Here is a 20392-nt window from a genome sequence, read left to right as displayed (position 1 = left end):
TCGGCTTTCCATGCCTCTTTATCCACGCGCCGCGCGGCATGGTCGCGACGCGAGCCGGGACGCACATGACCGAGTTTGCAAAAGAAGTCCTGTCGATCAATCTCGAAGAGGAGATGCAGCGCTCCTACCTCGATTACGCGATGAGCGTGATCGTCGGGCGCGCGCTGCCCGACGCCCGTGACGGCCTCAAGCCGGTGCACCGCCGCGTGCTGTACGCGATGAAGGTGCTCGGCAACGACTACAACAAGGCCTACAAGAAGTCGGCGCGCGTGGTCGGCGACGTCATCGGCAAGTACCACCCGCACGGCGACTCGGCGGTCTACGACACCATCGTGCGCATGGCGCAGACCTTCTCGATGCGCCACGTCCTGGTCGACGGGCAGGGCAACTTCGGCTCCATCGACGGCGACGCGCCGGCGGCCATGCGCTACACCGAGGTGCGCATGGCGAAGCTGGCGCACGAGATGCTGGCCGACATCGACCGCGAGACGGTGGACTTCGTCCCCAACTACGACGAATCCGAGACCGAGCCGGCGGTGCTGCCCACGCGGCTGCCGCAGCTGCTGGTCAACGGTGCCACCGGCATTGCCGTGGGCATGGCCACCAACATCCCGCCGCACAACCTGTGCGAGGTCATCGACGGCTGCGTGGCGCTGATCGACAACCCGGAGATCGATCTCGCCGGGCTCATGCAGCTGATCCCGGCGCCCGATTTCCCGACCGCCGGCCTAATCCTCGACGTCAACGGCGTCGCCGACGCCTACGCCACCGGCCGCGGCCGCATCGTGGTGCGCGCGCGCACGCACTTCGAGGACATCGGCCCGGACCGCCAGGCCATCCTGGTCACCGAGCTGCCGTACCAGGTGAACAAGGCGCGCCTGCTGGAGCGCATCGCCGAGCTGGTCAAGGACAAGAAGGTCAGCGGCATCTCGGAGATCCGCGACGAGTCCGACAAGGACGGCCTGCGCATGGTCATCGAGCTGAAGCGTGGCGAGAACGCCGAGGTCATCCTCAACCACCTCTTCCAGCACACCCAGCTGCAGACCGTCTTCGGCATCAACATGGTGGCCCTGGACCAGGGCCAGCCGCGCACCTTCACGCTCAAGGAGCTGCTGGAGACCTTCGTGCGGCACCGGCGCGAGGTGGTCACCCGCCGCACGCGCTACCTGCTGCGCAAGGCACGCGAGCGTGCCCACGGCCTGGAAGGTCTGACCGTGGCGCTGGCCAATATCGACGAGGTCATCGAGTGCATCCGCAAGGCGCCGACGCCGGCCGAGGCCAAGGCCGCGCTGCTGTCGCGGGTCTGGCAGCCGGGGCAGGTGGTGGCGATGCTGGAGCGCGCCGGTGCCGACGCCTCCAAGCCGGACGGTCTCGATGCGTCGCTGGGGCTGCAGGACGATGGCTATCACCTGTCCGAGGCGCAGGTGCAGGGCATCCTGGAGATGCGGCTGCAGCGCCTGACCGCGCTGGAGCAGGACAAGATCGTCGAGGAGTACGGCGAGATTCTCGACGCCATCGGCGAGTACCTGCACATCCTCGGGTCGGACGAGCGCCTGCTGGAGGTCATCCGCGAGGAGCTGCTCGAAGTGCGCGAGCAGTACGGCGATGCCCGCCGCACCGAGATCTCGGCCGACGCCGTGTTCATCAATCGCGAGGACCTGGTGGTCCCGCAGGACATGGTGGTCACGCTCTCGCACGAGGGCTACGTCAAGAGCCAGCCGCTGACCGAGTATCAGTCGCAGCGACGCGGCGGTCGCGGCCGCATGGCCGCCGGCACCAAGAACGACGACTTCATCGACCGCCTCTGGGTGGCGCACAGCCACGACACGCTGCTGTGCTTCTCGTCGGCCGGCAAGGTCTATCGGCTGCGCGTCTTCGAGCTGCCCGCCGGCTCGCGCGGCGCGCGCGGCAAGCCCTTCGTCAACCTGCTGCCGCTGGAGTCGGACGAGCGCATCTCGGCGGTGCTGGCGATCCAGAGCTTCGAGCAGGGTGGCTCGGTGTTCATGGCCACGCGCCGCGGCACCGTCAAGAAGACGCCGCTGGCGGCCTTCGCCAACATCCGCAGCAGCGGCATCATCGCGGTCGACCTGCGCGCCGACGACGCGCTGGTGGGCGTGACGCTGACCGGCGGCGAAGACGACATCCTCCTGATCTCCAGCGCCGGGCGCGCCATCCGCTTCAGCGAAGCGGATGTGCGCAGCATGGGGCGCGGGGCCACCGGCGTGCGCGGCATGCGGCTGGTGGGCAACGGCAGTGCCGACAACGGCGACGAGGGCGGAGAAGGCGAGACCGCCGACGATGTCCGCGTCATCGCGCTGCTCAAGACGGACGGCGGTGACGTGCTCACCGTCTCCGAGTACGGCTTCGGCAAGCGCACTGCCGTCGCCGAGTTCCCGCTGCGCGGTCGCGGCGGGCAGGGCGTCATCGCCCAGCGACTCACCGACAAGAGCGGCGAGCTGATCGGAGCCATCGAGGTCGACAACGAGCACGAGGTCATGCTCGTGTCGCACGACGGTAACCTGATCCGCGTGGCCGCCGGCGAGATCCGGACGCTCGGCCGCAACACCCAGGGTGTGCGCATCGTCCGGCCGACCGCCGGCGATCGTCTGGTCGGTGTCGATCGCATCGCCCCCGAGGACGGCGACAACGGCGGCGACGCCGATGGTGCCGACGGGGAAGCCGCACCGGATGCGCCCGCCGGTGCCGATCCATCCATTTCCGAATAGGACAGAACAACGATGTCACGTGTATTCAACTTCAGCGCCGGCCCGGCCACGCTTCCCGAGGCCGTGCTCGAGCAGGTCCGCGACGAGCTGCTCGACTGGCGCGGGACCGGCATGTCGGTCATGGAGATGTCGCATCGCGACAAGCCCTTCATGTCGATCGCCACCGAGGCCGAGGCCGACCTGCGCAAGCTGCTCGGCGTGCCCGACAACTACAAGGTGCTGTTCCTCCAGGGCGGCGCCACCGGCCAGTTCGCCTTCGTGCCGATGAACCTGATGCCGGAGGGCGGCAGCGCCGACTATCTGGTGACCGGTTCCTGGGGCAAGAAGGCCATCAAGGAAGCCGGCAAGTACGGCACCGCCAACACCGCGGTGCGCCCGGCGGACGACAAGTTCGACCACATCCCGGCGCGCTCGGAGTGGAAGCTGGACCCGAACGCGGCCTATGTGCACTACACGCCCAACGAGACCATCGAGGGCGTCGAGTTCCATCAGCCGCCCGAAGTCGGCGGCGTGCCGCTGGTCGGTGACTTCTCGTCCAACTTCCTGTCGCGCCCGGTCGATGTCGCGGCCCACGGCGTGATGTACGCCGGCGCGCAGAAGAACGCCGGCCCGGCCGGCCTGACCATGGTCATCGTGCGCGACGACCTCATCGGCAAGGCGCGTCCGACCACGCCGTCGATCTTCGACTACAAGGCGGTCGCCGACGGCGAGTCGATGCTGAACACGCCGCCGTGCTTCGCCTGGTACGTCAGCGGCCTGGTCTTCAAGTGGCTGCTCGATCAGGGCGGTCTCGAGGGCATGGCCGAGCGCAACGCGCGCAAGGCCGGACTGCTCTACGACTACATCGACAGCGAGCCCTTCTACGACAATCCGGTGGCGCCGGCCGACCGTTCCCACATGAACGTGACGTTCCGGCTCGCCAAGCCCGACCTGGACGCCACCTTCCTGGAAGGGGCCAAGGCGGCCGGCATGCCGGGGCTGAAGGGCCATCGCTCGGTCGGCGGGATGCGTGCCAGCATCTACAACGCGATGCCCGAGGCCGGCGTGCAGGCGCTGGTCGACTACATGAAGGAATTCGTCCGCACCAACGGGTAGCGCGCCCCCGCGCGCACCCCACGCGGCGCTGCTGCGCCGCCAACCCCATTCGCATCCAAGAGGTCATCCCAACCCCATGTACCGAATCCAAACGCTGAACAACATCTCGCCGCGCGGTCTCGAGCATCTTCCGCGCGAGTCCTACGAGGTGGCCAGCGAACTGAGCAATCCCGACGCCATTCTGGTGCGCTCGTACAAGATGCACGACATGGAGATCCCGAAGTCCGTGCGCGCCATCGGGCGCGCCGGCGCGGGCACCAACAACATCCCGGTCGAGGCGATGAGCGAGCGTGGCGTGCCGGTCTTCAATGCCCCGGGCGCCAACGCCAACGCGGTGAAGGAGCTGGTCGTCGCCGGCATGCTCATGGCCGCGCGCAACATCCCGCAAGCGATCCGCTTCGTCGACAGCATCAATGCCGACGACGCCAAGGCCGTCGAGGACGGCAAGAAGAAGTTCGCCGGCTTCGAGCTGCCCGACCGCAAGCTGGGTGTGATCGGCCTGGGAGCCATCGGTGTGCGCGTCGCCAACGCGGCCTATGACCTGGGCATGCAGGTCACCGGCTTCGACCCGAAGATGACGGTGGACAACGCCTGGCTGCTGTCCTCGGGCGTGCAGCAGTCCACCTCGGTGGACGAGCTCTGTGCCAACTCGCAGTTCCTGACCGTGCACGTGCCGCTGATCGAGGCTACCAAGAACCTCATCAACGCCGACCGCATCAAGTCGATGCCGAAGGGCGCGGTCATCGTCAACTTCGCGCGCGGCGGCATCGTCGACGAGGACGCCGTGCTGGCCGCGCTCGACGAGGGCCATCTGCAGGGCTACGTCTGCGATTTCCCCTCCGAGAAGCTCAAGGGCAACGACAAGGTGATCGCGCTGCCGCATCTCGGCGCCTCCACCGGCGAGGCCGAGGAGAACTGCGCGATCATGGTGGCACGCCAGGTGCGCGACTTCCTCGAGAACGGCAATGTCACCAACTCGGTGAATTTCCCCGAAGCGGTGCTGCCGCGCGTCGAGGACGAGCCGCGGCTGTGCATCGCCAACGCCAACGTGCCGAACATGGTGGGTCAGATCACCACGGCACTGGCCAAGCACGACCTGAACATCGCCGACATGCTCAACAAGTCTCGCGGCAACGTTGCCTACACCATGGTCGATGTCGACTCGGACATTCCCGACACGGTCGCGGAAGAGCTGGGCGCGATCGAGGGAGTGCTGTCCGTGCGAGTGCTCCCCGCCTGATGGCCGCCGGGGATCGGCTCGACGGCGCGCGCGCGCGCATCGATGCGCTGGATGCGGAGATCCAGGAGCGCATCGTCGAGCGCGCGCGCGTTGCGCAGGAAGTGCGCGACATCAAGCGCGCCGAGGGCGATCTCTCCGACCACTACCGGCCGGCGCGCGAGGCGCAGGTCCTGAAGGCGGCTGCCGAGCGCAACAGGGCGCTCGGCAGTCCGCTCTCGGACGCGGCGATGTCGAGCATCATGCGCGAGATCATGTCCGCGTGCCTGGCGCTGGAGACGCCGCTGTCCGTCTCCTATCTCGGGCCCGAGGGTACCTACACGCAGTCGGCGGTGTACAAGCATTTCGGCCATCAGGTCAGCACGCGCGTGGCCGCTGCCATCGACGACATCTTCCGGGATGTCGAGTCGGGCGCGGCCTCCTACGGCGTGGTGCCGGTGGAGAATTCGACCGAGGGTGTCGTCACCAGCACGCTGGACCTGCTGCTGTCGACGCCGTTGTCGATCTGCGGCGAGGTGTTGCTGCCGGTGCATCACCACCTGCTGTCGGGCTTCGATGCCATCGAGCGGATCGATGTGGTCTACGCCCATCCCCAGTCCTTCGCGCAGTGCCGGCGCTGGCTGGACAACCAGCTGCCCAACACGCCGCGCGAGCCGATGCCGAGCAACGGCGCCGCGGCGCGTCGCGTGTCCGAGACCGGCCGCGGTGCCGCCATAGCCAGTGCCGCCGCCGGCGTGCTCTACAAGCTCAACGCGCTGGCGGCGAACATCGAGGACGATCCCAACAACACCACGCGCTTCCTGGTGATCGGACGCCAGCAGCCCGAACCCACCGGCGCCGACCGTACCTCGCTGGTGTGCTCGGCTCCGCAGGGCGGGGAGCCGGGAGCGCTGTTCTCGCTGCTCGAGCCCTTCGCCAAGGCCGGCGTCAACCTCAGCAAGATCGAGTCGCGCCCGAGCCGCCGCGCCGCGTGGGACTACAATTTCTACCTCGATCTCGACGGTCACCAGGCGGATCCGACGGTGGCGCAGGTGATCGATGACGTGCGTTCGCGCGCGGCCTTCTTCAAGATCCTGGGCTCGTACCCGCGCGCGACCGACCACGCCGGCTGACCGCCGGCCCGGCGGTGCGGCAGGTCCGGTCGCGGTGCTGCATCGCCGACGCGGCGCGCAGCGCAGACAACATCCTGCCGTCGGCGCGGCCGGGCCCGTTTCCTTCAACCCGCATAATCTGCGGTCCGCAATGACCCGAACGAAGCAACGCGATGGCTGACCCCGCTTTCTGGCAACGCGTCCCGGAAGGGATCCGCGCGATGGCGCCCTACCAGCCCGGCATGCCCATCGACGAGCTGCGCCGGCGCATGGGCGTGACCGATGTCGTCAAGCTCGCCTCCAACGAGAATCCGCTCGGCTGCAGCCCGGCGGTGCGCGCCGTGCTGGGGCGCGATCACGCCCTGGCGCGCTACCCGGATGGCGGCGGCTTCGCGCTCAAGGCGAGGTTGGCCGCGTTCCACGACGTCGCGCCCGAGCAGATCACGCTGGGCAACGGATCCAACGACCTGCTCGAATTCGTCGCCCGCATCTTCCTCGGGCCGGGCAGGGCGGCGATGTACTCGGCGCACGCCTTCGCGGTGTATCCGCTGGCCGCGGCGGCGCAGAATGCGCCCAGCGTGGTGGTGCCGGCCCGTCCGGTGGACGCGGAGGATGCCTACGGCCACGACCTGACCGGATTCGCGCGCGCGCTCAGCGACGATGTGGCGGCGATCTTCATCGCCAATCCCAACAATCCGACCGGAACCTGCCTGCCTGCCGGTGCGGTGGCGGAGTTCCTCGGCGAAGTGCCCGAGTCGACCGTGGTCGTGCTCGACGAGGCGTACTGGGACTATCAGGACCCGGCCACGCGGCCCGATATCGCGGCGCTGCTGGCGCGTCATCCCAATCTGCTGGTCACGCGCACCTTCTCCAAGATCTACGGCATGGCGGCGCTGCGCCTGGGCTACGGCCTGTCGCACCCGGCGCTGGCCGATCTGCTCAACCGCGTGCGACAGCCGTTCAACAACAACTCGCTGGCGCTGGCGGCCGGCGAGGCCGCCATCGACGACCAGGGCTTCGTGGCCGAGTCGGTGGCGCTGAACCGCACGGAACGGGCCCGGCTGGAGCGCGCGCTGCGCGATCGCGGGCTCGGCGTGCTGCCGTCGCACGCCAACTTCGTGGCGGTGGATTTCGGGCGTGACGCCGCGCCGATGCACCAGGGGCTGCTTGAGCAGGGCGTCATCGTGCGCCCCATGGGCAGCTACCAGATGCCGCACTTCCTGCGGGTCACGGTGGGCACCGAGGCCGAGAACACGCGCTTCCTGACCGCCCTGGACACGGTGCTCGCCGCCGGCTCCGCCGACGCCGCGTCATGAGCATGCCCCGGCGTGTCGCCGTGGTCGGCCTCGGGCTGATCGGCGGCTCCGTGGCGCGGTCGCTGCGCGATCGCACCGGCGCCCCGCACATCGTCGGTTTCGATGCCGACCCCGAGGCGATGCGGTACGCCCTCGAGGCCGGCTGGATCGACAGCGTCGCCGCCTCGGTGGCGGAGGCCGCACGCGGCGCCGGCGTGCTGATGGTGGCGACGCCGGTGCGCGGCATTGCGCCGCTGGTCCGCATCGCGCTCGAGGCCGATCCGGACGTGGTGGTCACCGACGCCGGGAGCGTCAAGCAGGCGGTGATGGAGGGGCTGGCAGGCGTCGGCGGTGCGGTCGCGCGCTTCGTTCCGGGGCATCCCGTGGCGGGCAGCGAGCGCTTCGGCGTCACTGCCGCCGAGGCCGCGCTCTTCCGGGGCCGGCGTGTCATCCTGACGCCCACCGACGCTACCGATGCGTCCGCCGTGGCCCGGGTGCGCGCGCTCTGGGAGGCGACCGGAGCGCTCGTCGAGTGCATGACCCCGGCGCACCACGACGAGGTGCTGGCCGCGACCAGCCATCTTCCGCACGTGCTGGCCTTCGCGCTGGTCGACTGTCTGGCCGGCATGGAGGATCGCCGCGAGCTCTTCGCCTACGCCGCCGGCGGCTTCCGCGATTTCACCCGCATCGCGTCCAGCAGCCCCGAGATGTGGCGCGACATCCTGCTCGAGAACCGCCGTGCGCTCGACGACACGCTGGCAGCCTTCGAGCGTACGCTCGGCGCGCTCAGGACATCGCTCCGCGAAGGCGACGAGCCGGCGGTGCTCGAGACCTTGACGCGCGCGCGTGCCGCCCGTCAGCGTTTCCTGTCGCTGATGGAAGCACCCCTTCCGGATCCGGATACCGGAGATTGACGATATGGACTACCTCTGCCAACCGGCTCGCGATATCCGCGGCAGCCTGCGTGTTCCCGGCGACAAGTCGATATCGCATCGTGCGGTGATGTTCGCGGCGATCGCCGACGGCAGCAGCCGGGTCACCGGCTTCCTCCCCGGCGAGGACTGTCTGGCCACCCTGCGCGCCTTCGCCGCCATGGGCGTGCCGGTGGAGCGGCTGGGCGATACCGAGCTGCGCATCGACGGCGTCGGCATGCACGGGCTGCGTGCACCGGCGCAGCCGCTCGACCTGGGCAATTCCGGAACCTCCATGCGGTTGCTGGCCGGACTGCTGGCGCCGCAGGCATTCGAGGTCACGCTCACCGGCGATGCATCGCTGACGCGGCGACCGATGCGGCGCGTCACCGAGCCGCTGACGCGCATGGGCGCGGACATCGGCACCAGCGCGGACGGCACCGCGCCGCTGCAGCTGCACGCACCGAAGGCGCCGCTGCGCGCCATCGACTACCGGTCGCCGGTGGCCAGCGCACAGGTCAAGTCCGCGGTGCTGCTCGCCGGGCTGTACGCCGAGGGCCGCACCAGCGTCCACGAGCCGCATACCTCGCGCGACCACAGCGAGCGCATGCTGCGCGCCTTCGGCGTCGAAGTGGAGTCCGGAGACGGCTTCGCGGCGCTGGAGGGCGGCCAGACGCTGCGCGCCGCCGACGTGGAGGTGCCGGCCGACATCTCGTCGGCGGCCTTCTTCCTGGTGGCGGCCGCCATCACGCCCGGCGCCGAGCTGACGCTGGAAGCGGTGGGCCTCAATCCGACGCGCACCGGCGTCATCGACATCCTGCGCAGCATGGGCGCGGACCTGACGGTGCACGACGAGCGCACCCTGGGCGGCGAGCCGGTGGGGGACATCACCGTGCGCGGCGGCCGTCTGCATGCCGCCGAGATAGCGGGTGAGGTGGTGTCGCGCGCCATCGACGAGTTCCCGGCGATCTTCGTGGCCGCCGCCTGCGCCACCGGCGAGACCGTGATCCGCGATGCCGCCGAGCTCCGCGTCAAGGAATCCGACCGCATCCGCACCATGATGGACGGTCTCCGGGCACTGGGTGTATCGGCGATCGCGGAGCCGGATGGCGCGCGCATCCTGGGCGGCCGCATCCACGGCGGCGTGGTCGACGCCTGCGGCGATCACCGTGTGGCCATGAGCCTGGCGATGGCAAGCCTGCGCGCCGAACAGCCCATCCGCATCCGCGACTGCGCCAATGTGCAGACCTCGTTCCCGGGCTTCCGCGAAGCCGCCTGCGGGGTCGGGCTCGACCTGCGCGTGCTGCAGGCCGGCGGGCCCGACGCGTGAGGGCGGTCGTGCCGCACTGCACGATCGACGGGCCGTCCGGTGTCGGCAAGGGTACCGCGGCCAAGTGGCTGGCCCGCGAGCTCGGCTGGCATCTGCTGGATTCCGGCGCCATGTACCGGGTTGCGGGCATTGCCGCCATCGACGCCGGTGTGCCGGTCGAGGCGCCTGCCGAGGTCGCCGGGCTGGTGCGCACGATGGACGTGCGCTTCGACGGCGGCATCGACGATGACCGCATCGTCCTCGAGGGGCGGGAGATCAGCGGACGCGTGCGCGACGAGGCGGCGGGCATGCTGGCCTCCCGGATCGCGGTGTTCCCGGAGGTGCGCGAGGCGCTGCTCGACGCCCAGCGCGCCTTCCTGCGCCCGCCCGGTCTGGTCGCGGACGGCCGCGACATGGGCAGCGTGGTCTTTCCCGAAGCGCCGCTCAAGGTGTTCCTGGACGCCAGCGCCGAGGAGCGCGCGCACCGCCGCTGCCGGCAATTGTGGGAGGCCGGGAAGCAGGCTACAATGGCGGATGTTTTAGCCGATATCCGTTCGCGCGACGCGCGCGATCGGGGACGTGCGGTGGCGCCGCTGGCGCCGGCGCCCGATGCCGTGGAGATCGATACCACGGATCTGGACGTCGCCAGCGTATGCCGGCGCATTCTCGGCTTGGTACGGGAACGCGGCCTCGCCTGAGGTCCGTTCGAACGATGCCGCACGGATGCGGCGTCCACTTTTCACATCCTGACCGGGACGGATGCCGGACAGTCTATCGAGTTGATCATCATCTATGAGCGAAAGTTTCGCCGAACTGTTTGAAAAGAGCCTCGCTGAGGGGCAGTCCATGCAGCCGGGTGCGCTGGTGCGCGCGACGGTGCTGGAGATCAAGTCCGACGTCGTCATCGTCGACGCGGGCCTGAAGTCGGAAGGGGTCATCGCCCTGGACGAGTTCAAGAACGAGATGGGTGAGCTCGGCATCCACGCCGGGGACGAAGTGGAAGTCGCACTGGAGACCGTCGAGGACGGCTTCGGCGAGACCCGCTTCTCCAAGGAGAAGGCCGAGCGCATCAAGACCTGGGACCGCCTCACCAAGGCGTTCGAGAACGGCGAGATCGTCAACGGACAGATCACCGGAAAGGTCAAGGGCGGCTTCACCGTCGACATCGGCGCCGTACGGGCCTTCCTCCCCGGATCGCTGGTCGACGTGCGTCCGGTGCGCGATACCGCGTACCTCGAGGGCAAGCCGCTCGAGTTCAAGGTCATCAAGCTGGACCAGCAGCGCAACAACATCGTGGTGTCGCGCCGCGAAGTGCTCGAGGCCGAGTACAGCGCCGAGCGCGAGCAGCTGCTGGAGACGCTGCAGGAAGGCGTCGTTCTCAACGGCGTCGTCAAGAATCTGGTCGACTACGGTGCCTTCGTCGATCTCGGCGGCATCGACGGCCTGCTGCACATCACCGACATGTCCTGGAAGCGCATCAAGGATCCGTCGGAGGTCGTCGCGGTCGGTGACGAGATCGAGGTCAAGGTCCTCAAGTACGACCGCGAGCGTCGCCGCGTGAGCCTCGGCCTGAAGCAGCTCGGCGAGGACCCGTGGGTCGACATCGCCCGCCGCTACCCCGAGAAGACGCGCCTGTTCGGCAAGGTCACCAACATCACCGACTACGGTTCCTTCGTGGAGATCGAGTCCGGTGTCGAGGGCCTGGTCCACGTGTCCGAGATGGACTGGACCAACAAGAACGTCAACCCGAACAAGGTCGTCACCATCGGCGACGAGGTCGAGGTCATGATCCTCGACATCGACGAGGAGCGCCGCCGCATCTCCCTCGGCATGAAGCAGTGCGTGCCGAACCCGTGGGAGGAGTTCGCGCAGAACTTCCAGAAGGGCGACAAGGTCCGCGGCACCATCAAGTCGATCACCGACTTCGGCGTGTTCATCGGCATCGACGGCGGCATCGACGGTCTGGTGCACCTCTCCGACCTGTCCTGGAACGAGACCGGCGAGGAAGCGGTGCGCCGCTACTCCAAGGGCCAGGAAGTCGAGGCCACCGTGCTGGCGATCGACGCCGAGCGCGAGCGCATCTCGCTGGGCATCAAGCAGCTCACCGCCGATCCGGTCGCGCAGTTCATGGCCGACAACAAGCGCGGCGAGCAGGTCACCGGCACCGTCCGTGAGGTCGAGGCGCGTGGCGCCATCATCGAGCTCGCGGAAGGCGTCGACGGCTACATCAAGGCCAACGACCTGGCGCGCGAGCGTGTCGAGGACGCCACCAAGGTGCTGGCGGTGGGCGACGAGCTCACCTCGACCTTCATCGGCATCGACCGCAAGTCGCGCGTGGTCCAGCTGTCGGTACGCGCCAAGGAGATCCAGGAAGAGGAGGAGGCCGTTGCCGAGTACAGCAACAGCCGCAACGCGACCACCGGTCGTACCTCGCTGGGCGATCTCCTCAAGGAGCACATCGGCGACTGATCGCCCGGAAACGGGTCGACTTCACATCAGGTCGACCCGCTATCCGGTTGAAAAGCAACCGATCGGAAAGGGGCGCGCTTGCGCCCCTTTCTTGTGTAACCTATCGTGAAAGCGTTCCCGCTGGCCGCGGCGCGCATCCCGCTCGGGCGGGCTCGAGCCCTTTGCAGGGCCTTCCCGTCCGCCCCACCCGGAAACCTATCGGGCGCCTGATCATGACCAAATCCGAACTGATCGACCGCCTCGCGGAGCGTGCCGCACCGTTGCAGGTGCCGCATGCCGACGTGGAGATGGCCGTGAAGCTCATCCTCGATGGCATCAGCCGCGAGCTCGCCGCCGACCGGCGGGTCGAGATCCGCGGCTTCGGCAGTTTCTCGGTGCACCACCGCGACGCGCGGACCGGGCGCAACCCGCGTACCGGCGTGACGGTGGACATTCCGCCCAAGCGCGTGCCGCACTTCAAGCCCGGCAAGGCGCTGCGCGAGCGCGTGGATGCGGCATCCGACGAGGCATCGAATGCATAGATTCCGTCAGGCGTTGCTGGTGCTGGTGGTCGTGCTGGTGCTGGTCGGCGGGCTCTCGCTCGGTCTGTTCAACAGCCAGCCGGTGACCTTCGACTATCTCGCCGGACGGGTCGAGCTGCCGCTCATCGCGTTGATGGTGCTCTCGGCGCTGTTTGCGGTGCTGCTCTGCGCGCTCGTGACGGTCTATCCCTTCCTGCGCCACAAGCGGCGCGCAGCGCGACTGCAGCGCGAGGTGGAGCGACTCCGGCAACAGGAGTCGGTAGCAACCAGGCTGCCCGCCACGCGCGGCTGAACGATGTTCGGCAGCCTGGGCATGGCGGTCCTGCTGTTGCCGCTGGGCCTGGCACTGGGCTGGCAGCTGCATCGGCTGTCGCGCGAGACCCCGGAGGAAAGCAGCGGCACGCCGGTATCGCCGGATTATCTCGAGGGACTCCAGCTGCTCGCCAGCGGTGACCCGGATCGCGCCATCGCCGCACTCACGCGCGCGGTCGCGGTGGATCAGGACACCATCGAGCTGCATCTCACCCTCGGACGCCTGTTCCGCAAGCGCGGCGAGGTCGATCGCGCCATGCGCATTCATCAGCATCTGCTGGCGCGCGAGGGCATTCCGGCCGCGCAGGTCAACCAGGTGCGGCTCGAGCTGGCGCGCGACTACCACGAGGCGGGGCTGCTCGATCGCGCGGAAGGGCTGTACCGCGAGCTGATCGACGACGGCATGTTCCTCGAGGATGCGCTGCGCGCGCTGCTCGCCATTCTCGAGCAGACCCGGGACTGGGCCGCCGCCGAATCGGTCGCCCAGCGCCTCCAGTCGGTACTGGGCCAGTCGCACGCGCTGCAGATCGCGCACTACTGCTGCGAGCAGGCCGATGCGGCGCTGGCGGCCGGCGATCGCGACCGGGCGCTGGCGCTGGCGGAGCGTGCTCTCGACGTGGATGGCGGCTGTGTCCGGGCGAGCCTTCTGCTCGGCGAGCTCCAGGAGAAGGCGGGCCAGTACCGTGCCGCGCTGCGGGCCTACGAGCGCGTGCCCGAACAGGATCTCGACTTCTTCGCGATGGTGCTGCCGCGGCTGCGGCGCGTGCACGCCGAACTGGGCAGGGACGGCGGCTATCGCCGCTACCTGGTGGCGGCCGAGAAGCACTACGACAGCGTGCAGCCGGTGCTGGCACGCCTGCGACTCGATGCCGAGGGCGGCGGCGACGTGGTCGAAGAGCTGGTGGCGCTGTGTCGTCGCCAGCCGACGTGGACCGGGCTGCGCATGCTTGCCGAGATGCGCGCCGGGCACGATGATCTGGCCCAGGTGCTGCACGAAGGCATGGAGACGGCGCTGCAGTCGGCGCCGCAGAATCGCTGCGAGAACTGCGGTCTGACCCCGCGGATGCTGTTCTGGCAGTGTCCGAGCTGCAAGCAGTGGGCTACGATTCGTCCCAGAAGCGATCGACTGCAGAACAACTAGAGGCGCGCGCAGCGCGTCCGATCACGGAAGTCCCGGGCAGGAGACTCATGGCGGCATCGCAGGCCTCATCGCGTACAGCCCTGGTAACCGGCGCCACCGGTTTCCTCGGCAGTCACGTTGCCCGCGCGCTGGCCGACGCCGGCTGGCGCGTGCTGGCGCTGCAGCGCGGGGAGGCCGATACCGCGCTGCTCGAAGGCACCCCGGTGACGGCGGTCGAGGCCGACGTGCTGGACCATGCCGGGCTCGACGCGGCCGTGCCGCAGACCGTGGACCTGATCGTGCACTGCGCCAGTCACGTCAGCCTCTGGCGCCGTAACGGGCCCGAGCAGCTGCGCGTCAACGTGCGCGGCACGCGCAACATCGTGCGCCTGGCGCTGGCCCGGCGCGCCCGACTGATCCACGTGTCCTGCGCGGTGGCCTATGGCCAGCACAGCGGCGTCATCGCGCCGGACACGCCGCGCCTGGGCCGCAACTCGTCGATCACCTTCGTGCGCAGCAAGGCCATGGCCGAGACCGAGGTCGAGCGCGGCATGCGCGCCGGACTCGATGCGGTGATCCTCAATCCGGCCTTCCTGCTCGGGCCGCGCGACCGCAACGGCTGGTCGCGCATGGTGCGCCTGGTGGCGCAGCGCCGCCTGCCGGGGGTGCCGGGCGGCGGCGGATCGTTCTGCTCGGTGACGGACGTCGCGGCAGCCGTGCCACGCGCCGCCGAGACGCTGAACCGGGGCACCCGCCTGCTGATCGGGGGCGTCAACGTGAGCTATGCCGGGCTCGCACGCGAGATCGGTACCCAGCTCGGCCATCGTCGTTTCCTGCGGCCGGTGCGCTCCGGCATCCTGCAGGCCTACGCACGGCTGGAGGAGGGGGTGGCGCCGCTGCTGGGCCGCGACCCCGATGTCACCACCGAGGCCGTCTCGCTGCTCACCGGCAACGTCTACTGCGATGCCCGCCAGGCGCGCGAGCAGCTGGGCATGGCGGAGGTCTCGCTCGAGCGCATGGTCGCGGACTGCATCGCCTGGATGCGCGAGGCCGGGCGGCTCTAGCCGGCAGCCGATCGCGCGCCCGCGCGGAGCGTCGGGCTACTCCTCCGACTGGGTATCGTCGCGCGGGCCGCGCTGGCGCTCCGGGCGCCAGTTCTCCGGCAGCGTGTCGCGGACCTCGCGCCGGAAGCTGCGCAGCCGGGCGCGTTCCTTCTCGGTCAGGGACGCCTGGCGCAGGCCGGCGTCGATCTGGCCGATGGCGGTGGCGGAGTCGCCGCGTCGCCAGGAATAGGCGGCGCTCTGATAGGCCAGCTCGGCACGGTCGCCGCTCTCGCGCGCGGCGCGCGCCAGGATCTGGTGGGCGAGCGGGAACTCGGCCACGTGCCGGAACTCGTCGAGCAGGAACTGGCGGGCGCGGTCGGCCTGCCCGTCATCCATCAGCGTCTCGGCGTAGGCGAACAGCGCCGGGGCATAGCGCGGATGATGCTCGAGCGCGCCCTCCAGCCGCGCCAGCGCTTCGTCGGTGCGCCGCATGCGGCGGAGGTTGTGGGCCTCCAGCAGCTGCAGGTTGGACTGCCGCGGGTGGGCCTCGAGCAGAGGCGCCAGGCGCTCGCGGGAGCCGGCGTAGTTGCCGAGCTCGTGCAGGGCCAGCGCGGCACCGTACTGCTCGGCCGCGTCATCGTTGCCGCTGCTGATCCGGCGGCTGAAGTAGTCCAGCGCCTGCGACGGACGCTCGGCGCTGAGCACGCGCGCCCGCGACCGCATGAGGCCGAACAGCAGCGGCCGCTCGGCCTCGTCATTGCCCGAATGGCCGGCGGCGCGGGCGCGCGCCTCCGAGATGCGGGTGGTGTTCACCGGGTGGGTGCGCAGGATCTCCGGCATCTGCGAGCCGTAGAGGCGCGACTGCTGCTCCAGCCGCTGGAAGAAGCTGACCATGCCGTCCGGATCGAAGCCGGCATCGATCAGGTTGCCGATGCCGATGCGGTCGGCCTCGAGCTCGTGATTGCGCGTGAAGTTGATCTGCCGCTGCAGCGTCGCCGCCTGGCCGAGCGAGAGCGCGCCGAGCACCACGTCCGGCGCCGCCGAGCCCGCGATGATCGCGGCCAGCACCGCCGCCCAGGTGGCGATGTCGGCGGCGCGCGTGCCCGATATGGTGCGCGCGATGTGACGCTGCGTGACGTGCGCGAGCTCGTGGGCCATGACGCCGGCGAGCTCGCTCTCGGTCTCGGCGGCCATCAGGAGGCCGGCGTTGAAGCCCATGAAGCCGCCGGGCAGGGCGAAGGCGTTGATGCGCGGGTCCCGCACCACGAAGAACTCGAGGTGCTCGGGGGTGTTCGGCGTGTGCGAGGCGATGTGCCAACCGAGTTGCGCGACGTAGTCCTCCAGCTCGGGGTCCTCGATGGCGTAGCCGGCGGCGTGGATCTGCGCGGTTACGCGCGACCCGATCTCGAACTCCTCGCGCGGCGACATCACCACATCGGCCGGCTCGCCCAGCTGCGGCAGCACGATCTCCTTGCCGCCGGTTTGCGCGGACGAGGCGACGGGGGAGGCGACGAGGCCGAGGGCGACGGCACCCGCGATCACGCTGCGGCTTCGTGGATTCCGGCTAGGAGCGGGCAATGTCATGTCCGCTTGGACGCCCGGCCGCCGCCGATGGTTCGGCACCGCCCAGCGTGCCGATGGCCTGACCCATGCGCAGCGGCGCACCTGGCCCGAGGCCGCCCGACCACTCCAGCAGGCCGGGGGTTGCCAGCAGGATGACAGTGGAACCCATGTTGAATCGTCCGATCTCCTCGCCGACAGCGTAGCGCCCCCGGGCGGGGATTGCCGGCGATGGTCGACGGCGGTGCGGCGGCGTGACGCGACCGGCCCAGACGGTGTCCACGGACCCCACCAGCAGCGCGCCCACCATGACCACCGCGAGCCTGCCGCCGGCGCAGTCGAACAGCGCCACGACCCGCTCGTTGCGCGCGAACAGGCGGGGACGCGCGGAAACCGTGACCGGGTTGACGCTGAACAGGCGTCCCGGGATGTGGCGCCAGGCGGTCAGCGACAGCGGCGCCGGCGCGTGGATGCGGTGGTAGTTCCACGGCGCCAGGTAAATGGTGCAGAAGCGCCCGTCGCGGAAGTCCCCGGCATCCTCGCCGATCAGGCCCGCGGCGTCATAGTGACTGCCCTTGGCCTGGATGAGCGTGGTGCCGTCGATGGCGCCGAGCTCGCTCATGGTCCCGTCCACCGGACTCGCCACGGTGTGCGCATCCTCCGGCAGCGGGCGCGCCCCGGGAGCGAGCGCGCGGGTGAAGAAGGCATTGAAGTGGGGGTACGCGGTTGCGTCGGGTTCGGCGGCCTCGCGCATGTCGACGCCGAAGCGCGTCACGAAGATCCGGATCAGCGCGTTCTTGACCGGCCTGGCGCGCACGTGGGCGAGGGCGTGCACGACCCGCGACAGCAGTCGCGTCGGCAGCAGCGCCTGGAGCAGGACGAGGAGGCGTGCCGCCGCACCCGGTTGCGCGGCGCTCACGACTGGCTGGCGCCGGCGGTGCGCAGGTCGGCCGCGATGCGTTCGGGGGCGAAGGGCGGCTGCAGGAAGCCCGCCACGCGACCCTGCGGGTCCACCAGCACGATGGCCGCGGTGTGATCCACCGTGTAGCCGTCCTCGCCGGTGGGGGTGTACTGGTAGGCGATCGACAGATCCCTGGCCAGCTGGCCGATGCCGTCCTTGTCGCCGGTCAGCCCGACGAAGTCCTGCGAGAAGTAGCCGACGTACTGCGCCAGCGCCTCGGGCGTGTCGCGCTGGGGGTCGACGGTGAGAAAGACGATCTCCCAGTCGCTGCCGGTCTCCGCGAGCTGCTCGGCGGCGGTGCGCAGCACGCCGAGGGTCGTCGGGCAGATGTCGGGGCAGTTGGTGAAGCCCGGAAAGATCGCGGTCCACTGTCCCTGCAGATCGGCGCGCGTGAAGGTCTCGCCGGCCTGGTCCACGAGCTGGAATTCGCGGATCGGCCGCGGTTCATCGAGCAGCACGCCGCCCTGCAGCTCGCCCGTCGTGTCCGGCCGCAGCGTGGATACCGCCAGCAGGACGCCGAGCATGAGGGCGCCGATGGCGAAGAGCGGTACGAGGTAGCGGATCATGCGTGGGCGGGCGCTTCATTGCGGCAGTGCCGAGGGGTTCGCATACTATCAAGCCCACCACCCGCATTGCGCCGTGGCTCGAGCCGCGGCGCCGCTCCATGTCCGAAACCCCATCTCCGGTCGACGGCGACCCGGCCGACGTCCTGTGCACCCCCGCCGACTATGTCCGATGGGCCGCGAGCCGCTTCGAGGCCGCCGGCCTGAGCTACGGGCACGGACTCGACAACGCCCTCGACGAGGCCTTCTACCTTGTGCGCGGCGCGCTGCATCTGCCGCACGAGCTGCCGGAGGTCTATCTGCGCGCCCGCCTGATGCCGGCGGAGCGTCGGCGCCTGGTCGGGTTGATCGAGGCGCGCGTGACCACGCGCAAGCCCATCGCCTATCTGCTGGGCGAAGCATGGTTCTGCGGCATGCGCTTTCGCGTCGACGAGCGCGTGATCGTGCCGCGCAGCCCGCTGGCCGAGCTCATCATGGAAGGCTTCGAGCCGTGGGTGGCGCGGCCGCCGCGGCGCATCCTCGATCTGTGCGCGGGCAGCGGCTGCATCGCCATCGCCTGCGCCAAGGCCTTCCCGGATGCCGAGGTGCACGCGGTGGAGCTCGACGATGGCGCCGCCGAGCTGATGGACGCCAACATCGCGGACCACGGCCTCGGCGGGCGTGTCCATGCCCATCGCGGCGACCTCTTCGAGCCGCTTCGCACCGCCGGTGTGGAGGCCTTCGACCTGATCGTCACCAATCCGCCCTACGTGCCGGACGACGAATGGGCGGCGCTGCCGGCGGAGTATCATGCCGAGCCGCGCCTGGCGCTGGCGGCCGGGACCGACGGCATGGAAGTGGTCGATCGCCTGCTGCACGAGGCGCCCGGCTTCCTGGCGCCCGGCGGCACGCTGGTGGGCGAGGTTGGCGCCTCGGTGGCGCCCTTCATGGCGCGCTTTGCCGGCCTGCCGGCGCACTGGCCGGAGTTCGTGCACGGCGGCAGCGGCGTGTTCGTGATCGAGCGCGACGATTTGGTGGACTGGCTGCAGGGAGATCGGGATGTCGGGTAACACGCTGGGTCGGTTGTTCTGCGTGACCAGCTTCGGCGAGTCACACGGGCCGGCGATCGGCTGCGTGGTCGACGGCTGCCCGCCCGGACTGGCGCTCGACGCGTCCGACATCCAGCCGGCGCTCGACCGTCGCCGGCCGGGGCGCTCGAAGTTCGTCACCCAGCGCAAGGAAGCCGACAGCGTGCGCATCCTGTCCGGCGTCTTCGAGGGCGAAACCACCGGCACCCCGATCGCGCTGCTGATCGAGAACACCGACCAGCGCAGCTACGACTACGACAAGATCGCGCAGACCTTTCGGCCCAATCACGCCGACTACGCCTACATGCAGAAGTACGGCCGCCGCGATCATCGCGGCGGCGGGCGTTCCTCCGCGCGCGAGACGGCGGTGCGCGTGGCCGCCGGCGCGGTGGCGCAGAAGTATCTGCGCGAGCGCCTGGGCATCACCATCCGCGCCTGCCTGACGCGCATCGGCGAGATCGGCCTGGACGTCGCCGACTGGTCGGCAGTCGAGGACAACGCCTTCTTCTGCGCCGATCCGGCGCGCGTACCCGAGCTGGAGCGCTACGTCGAATCGCTGCGCAGCGAGGGCGATTCGGCCGGCGCCATGATCCAGGTCGAGGCCGCCAATGTCCCGCCCGGCCTGGGCGAGCCGGTCTACGACCGTCTCGATGCCGATCTGGCGCAGGCGCTGATGGGGATCAACGCGGTCAAGGGCGTCGAGATCGGCGACGGCATGGCGGCTGCCGGTATGCGCGGCACCGCGCATCGCGACGAGATGCGCGCCGACGGCTTCCTGTCCAACCATTCCGGCGGCGTCGCCGGGGGCATCAGCACCGGGCAGGACGTGGTGGCGTGCATCGCCATCAAGCCCACGTCGAGCATCACCACGCCGGGGCGCTCGGTGAACGAACACGGCGAGAATGTCGACATGCGCACCACCGGCCGCCACGACCCCTGCGTCGGCATCCGCGCCGTGCCCATCGCCGAGGCCATGGTCGCGCTGGTGCTCATGGACCACTGGATGCGCCACCGGGCGCAGTGCGGCGATGTCGAGCCCACCACGCCGCGCCTGCCGGGCCGCAGCCCCGACGGACCGGCCTGAGCGGGGGTGGCTGGAAACTGCTTTAGAA

The 20392-nt window shown here is 69.8% G+C and carries 18 protein-coding genes; 15 read left to right on the top strand and 3 right to left on the bottom strand.

All coding sequences use genetic code 11. From position 1 onward, the window contains the following. Positions 1-65 precede the first annotated feature (65 nt). The 13 genes from gyrA to KAH28_RS07920 all read left to right on the top strand — a co-directional run bounded on the left by gyrA (position 66) and on the right by KAH28_RS07920 (position 15150). Positions 66-2726, top strand: a complete 2661-nt coding sequence (gyrA, locus tag KAH28_RS07980; RefSeq protein WP_290575460.1) for a DNA gyrase subunit A — start codon at positions 66-68, stop codon at positions 2724-2726. 12 nt (positions 2727-2738) lie between these two features. Continuing rightward, positions 2739-3821 carry a 3-phosphoserine/phosphohydroxythreonine transaminase gene (gene serC, locus KAH28_RS07975; RefSeq protein WP_290575459.1) on the top strand — a complete coding sequence of 361 codons (1083 nt, stop codon included), beginning with the start codon at positions 2739-2741 and terminating at the stop codon, positions 3819-3821. A gap of 76 nt (positions 3822-3897) precedes the next feature. Continuing rightward, positions 3898-5061 (top strand): phosphoglycerate dehydrogenase, encoded by a 1164-nt coding sequence (locus KAH28_RS07970; RefSeq protein WP_290575458.1) that lies wholly within the window; start codon positions 3898-3900, stop codon positions 5059-5061. Further along, complete coding sequence (pheA, locus tag KAH28_RS07965) at positions 5061-6170, top strand: prephenate dehydratase (protein WP_290575457.1); 1110 nt, start codon at positions 5061-5063, stop codon at positions 6168-6170. Before KAH28_RS07970 ends, pheA begins: the two co-directional genes overlap by 1 nt. Positions 6171-6322: 152 nt before the next feature. Then, positions 6323-7465, top strand: coding sequence for a histidinol-phosphate transaminase (gene hisC, locus KAH28_RS07960; RefSeq protein WP_290575456.1), 1143 nt, complete (start codon positions 6323-6325; stop codon positions 7463-7465). After that, entirely contained in the window at positions 7462-8358 is an 897-nt protein-coding gene (locus KAH28_RS07955; RefSeq protein WP_290575455.1) for a prephenate dehydrogenase/arogenate dehydrogenase family protein, read from the top strand. The genes hisC and KAH28_RS07955 overlap by 4 nt, the downstream gene beginning before the upstream one ends. A gap of 4 nt (positions 8359-8362) precedes the next feature. After that, the gene (aroA, locus tag KAH28_RS07950; protein WP_290575454.1) at positions 8363-9685 is read left to right on the top strand and encodes a 3-phosphoshikimate 1-carboxyvinyltransferase; all 1323 of its coding nucleotides are present in this window, start codon (positions 8363-8365) and stop codon (positions 9683-9685) included. After that, the gene (gene cmk, locus KAH28_RS07945) at positions 9682-10362 is read left to right on the top strand and encodes a (d)CMP kinase (protein ID WP_366918147.1); all 681 of its coding nucleotides are present in this window, start codon (positions 9682-9684) and stop codon (positions 10360-10362) included. Before aroA ends, cmk begins: the two co-directional genes overlap by 4 nt. 94 nt (positions 10363-10456) lie before the next feature. Beyond that, a complete protein-coding gene (rpsA, locus tag KAH28_RS07940; protein ID WP_290575452.1) occupies positions 10457-12133 on the top strand; it encodes a 30S ribosomal protein S1 in 1677 nt (558 codons plus the stop codon). A gap of 212 nt (positions 12134-12345) precedes the next feature. Next, positions 12346-12654, top strand: a complete 309-nt coding sequence (locus KAH28_RS07935) for an integration host factor subunit beta (protein ID WP_290575451.1) — start codon at positions 12346-12348, stop codon at positions 12652-12654. Continuing rightward, on the top strand, positions 12647-12946 hold the full coding sequence (locus tag KAH28_RS07930) for a LapA family protein (protein WP_290575450.1): 300 nt from the start codon (positions 12647-12649) through the stop codon (positions 12944-12946). The genes KAH28_RS07935 and KAH28_RS07930 overlap by 8 nt, the downstream gene beginning before the upstream one ends. A gap of 3 nt (positions 12947-12949) precedes the next feature. After that, positions 12950-14107 carry a tetratricopeptide repeat protein gene (locus KAH28_RS07925; RefSeq protein WP_290575449.1) on the top strand — a complete coding sequence of 386 codons (1158 nt, stop codon included), beginning with the start codon at positions 12950-12952 and terminating at the stop codon, positions 14105-14107. Between the two features lie 47 nt (positions 14108-14154). Further along, positions 14155-15150: an SDR family NAD(P)-dependent oxidoreductase gene (locus KAH28_RS07920; protein ID WP_290575448.1), complete on the top strand. Its 996-nt coding sequence runs from the start codon at positions 14155-14157 to the stop codon at positions 15148-15150. A gap of 36 nt (positions 15151-15186) precedes the next feature. Here KAH28_RS07920 and KAH28_RS07915 read toward each other — a convergent pair whose 3' ends face one another. From KAH28_RS07915 to KAH28_RS07905, 3 genes are read right to left on the bottom strand one after another with little or no spacing between them, the layout of a single operon-like run. After that, positions 15187-16671: a M48 family metalloprotease gene (locus tag KAH28_RS07915; RefSeq protein ID WP_290575447.1), complete on the bottom strand. Its 1485-nt coding sequence runs from the start codon at positions 16669-16671 to the stop codon at positions 15187-15189. Between the two features lie 22 nt (positions 16672-16693). Beyond that, positions 16694-17608, bottom strand: coding sequence for an archaetidylserine decarboxylase (gene asd / locus KAH28_RS07910; protein WP_290575446.1), 915 nt, complete (start codon positions 17606-17608; stop codon positions 16694-16696). Next, positions 17605-18216, bottom strand: a complete 612-nt coding sequence (locus KAH28_RS07905; RefSeq protein WP_290575445.1) for an SCO family protein — start codon at positions 18214-18216, stop codon at positions 17605-17607. The genes asd and KAH28_RS07905 overlap by 4 nt, the downstream gene beginning before the upstream one ends. A 98-nt stretch (positions 18217-18314) precedes the next feature. Between KAH28_RS07905 and prmB the strand changes: the two genes are divergently transcribed. Together prmB and aroC are read left to right on the top strand one after the other, a co-directional pair. Next, entirely contained in the window at positions 18315-19262 is a 948-nt protein-coding gene (gene prmB, locus KAH28_RS07900; protein WP_290575444.1) for a 50S ribosomal protein L3 N(5)-glutamine methyltransferase, read from the top strand. Next, entirely contained in the window at positions 19252-20364 is a 1113-nt protein-coding gene (gene aroC, locus KAH28_RS07895; protein WP_290575443.1) for a chorismate synthase, read from the top strand. The genes prmB and aroC overlap by 11 nt, the downstream gene beginning before the upstream one ends. The last annotated feature ends 28 nt before the right edge of the window (positions 20365-20392 follow it).

The sequence above is a fragment of the Algiphilus sp. genome, assembly GCF_023145115.1.
Taxonomy (GTDB): Bacteria; Pseudomonadota; Gammaproteobacteria; order Nevskiales; family Nevskiaceae; genus Algiphilus.
This window is presented reverse-complemented; position numbering and strand designations above follow the sequence as displayed.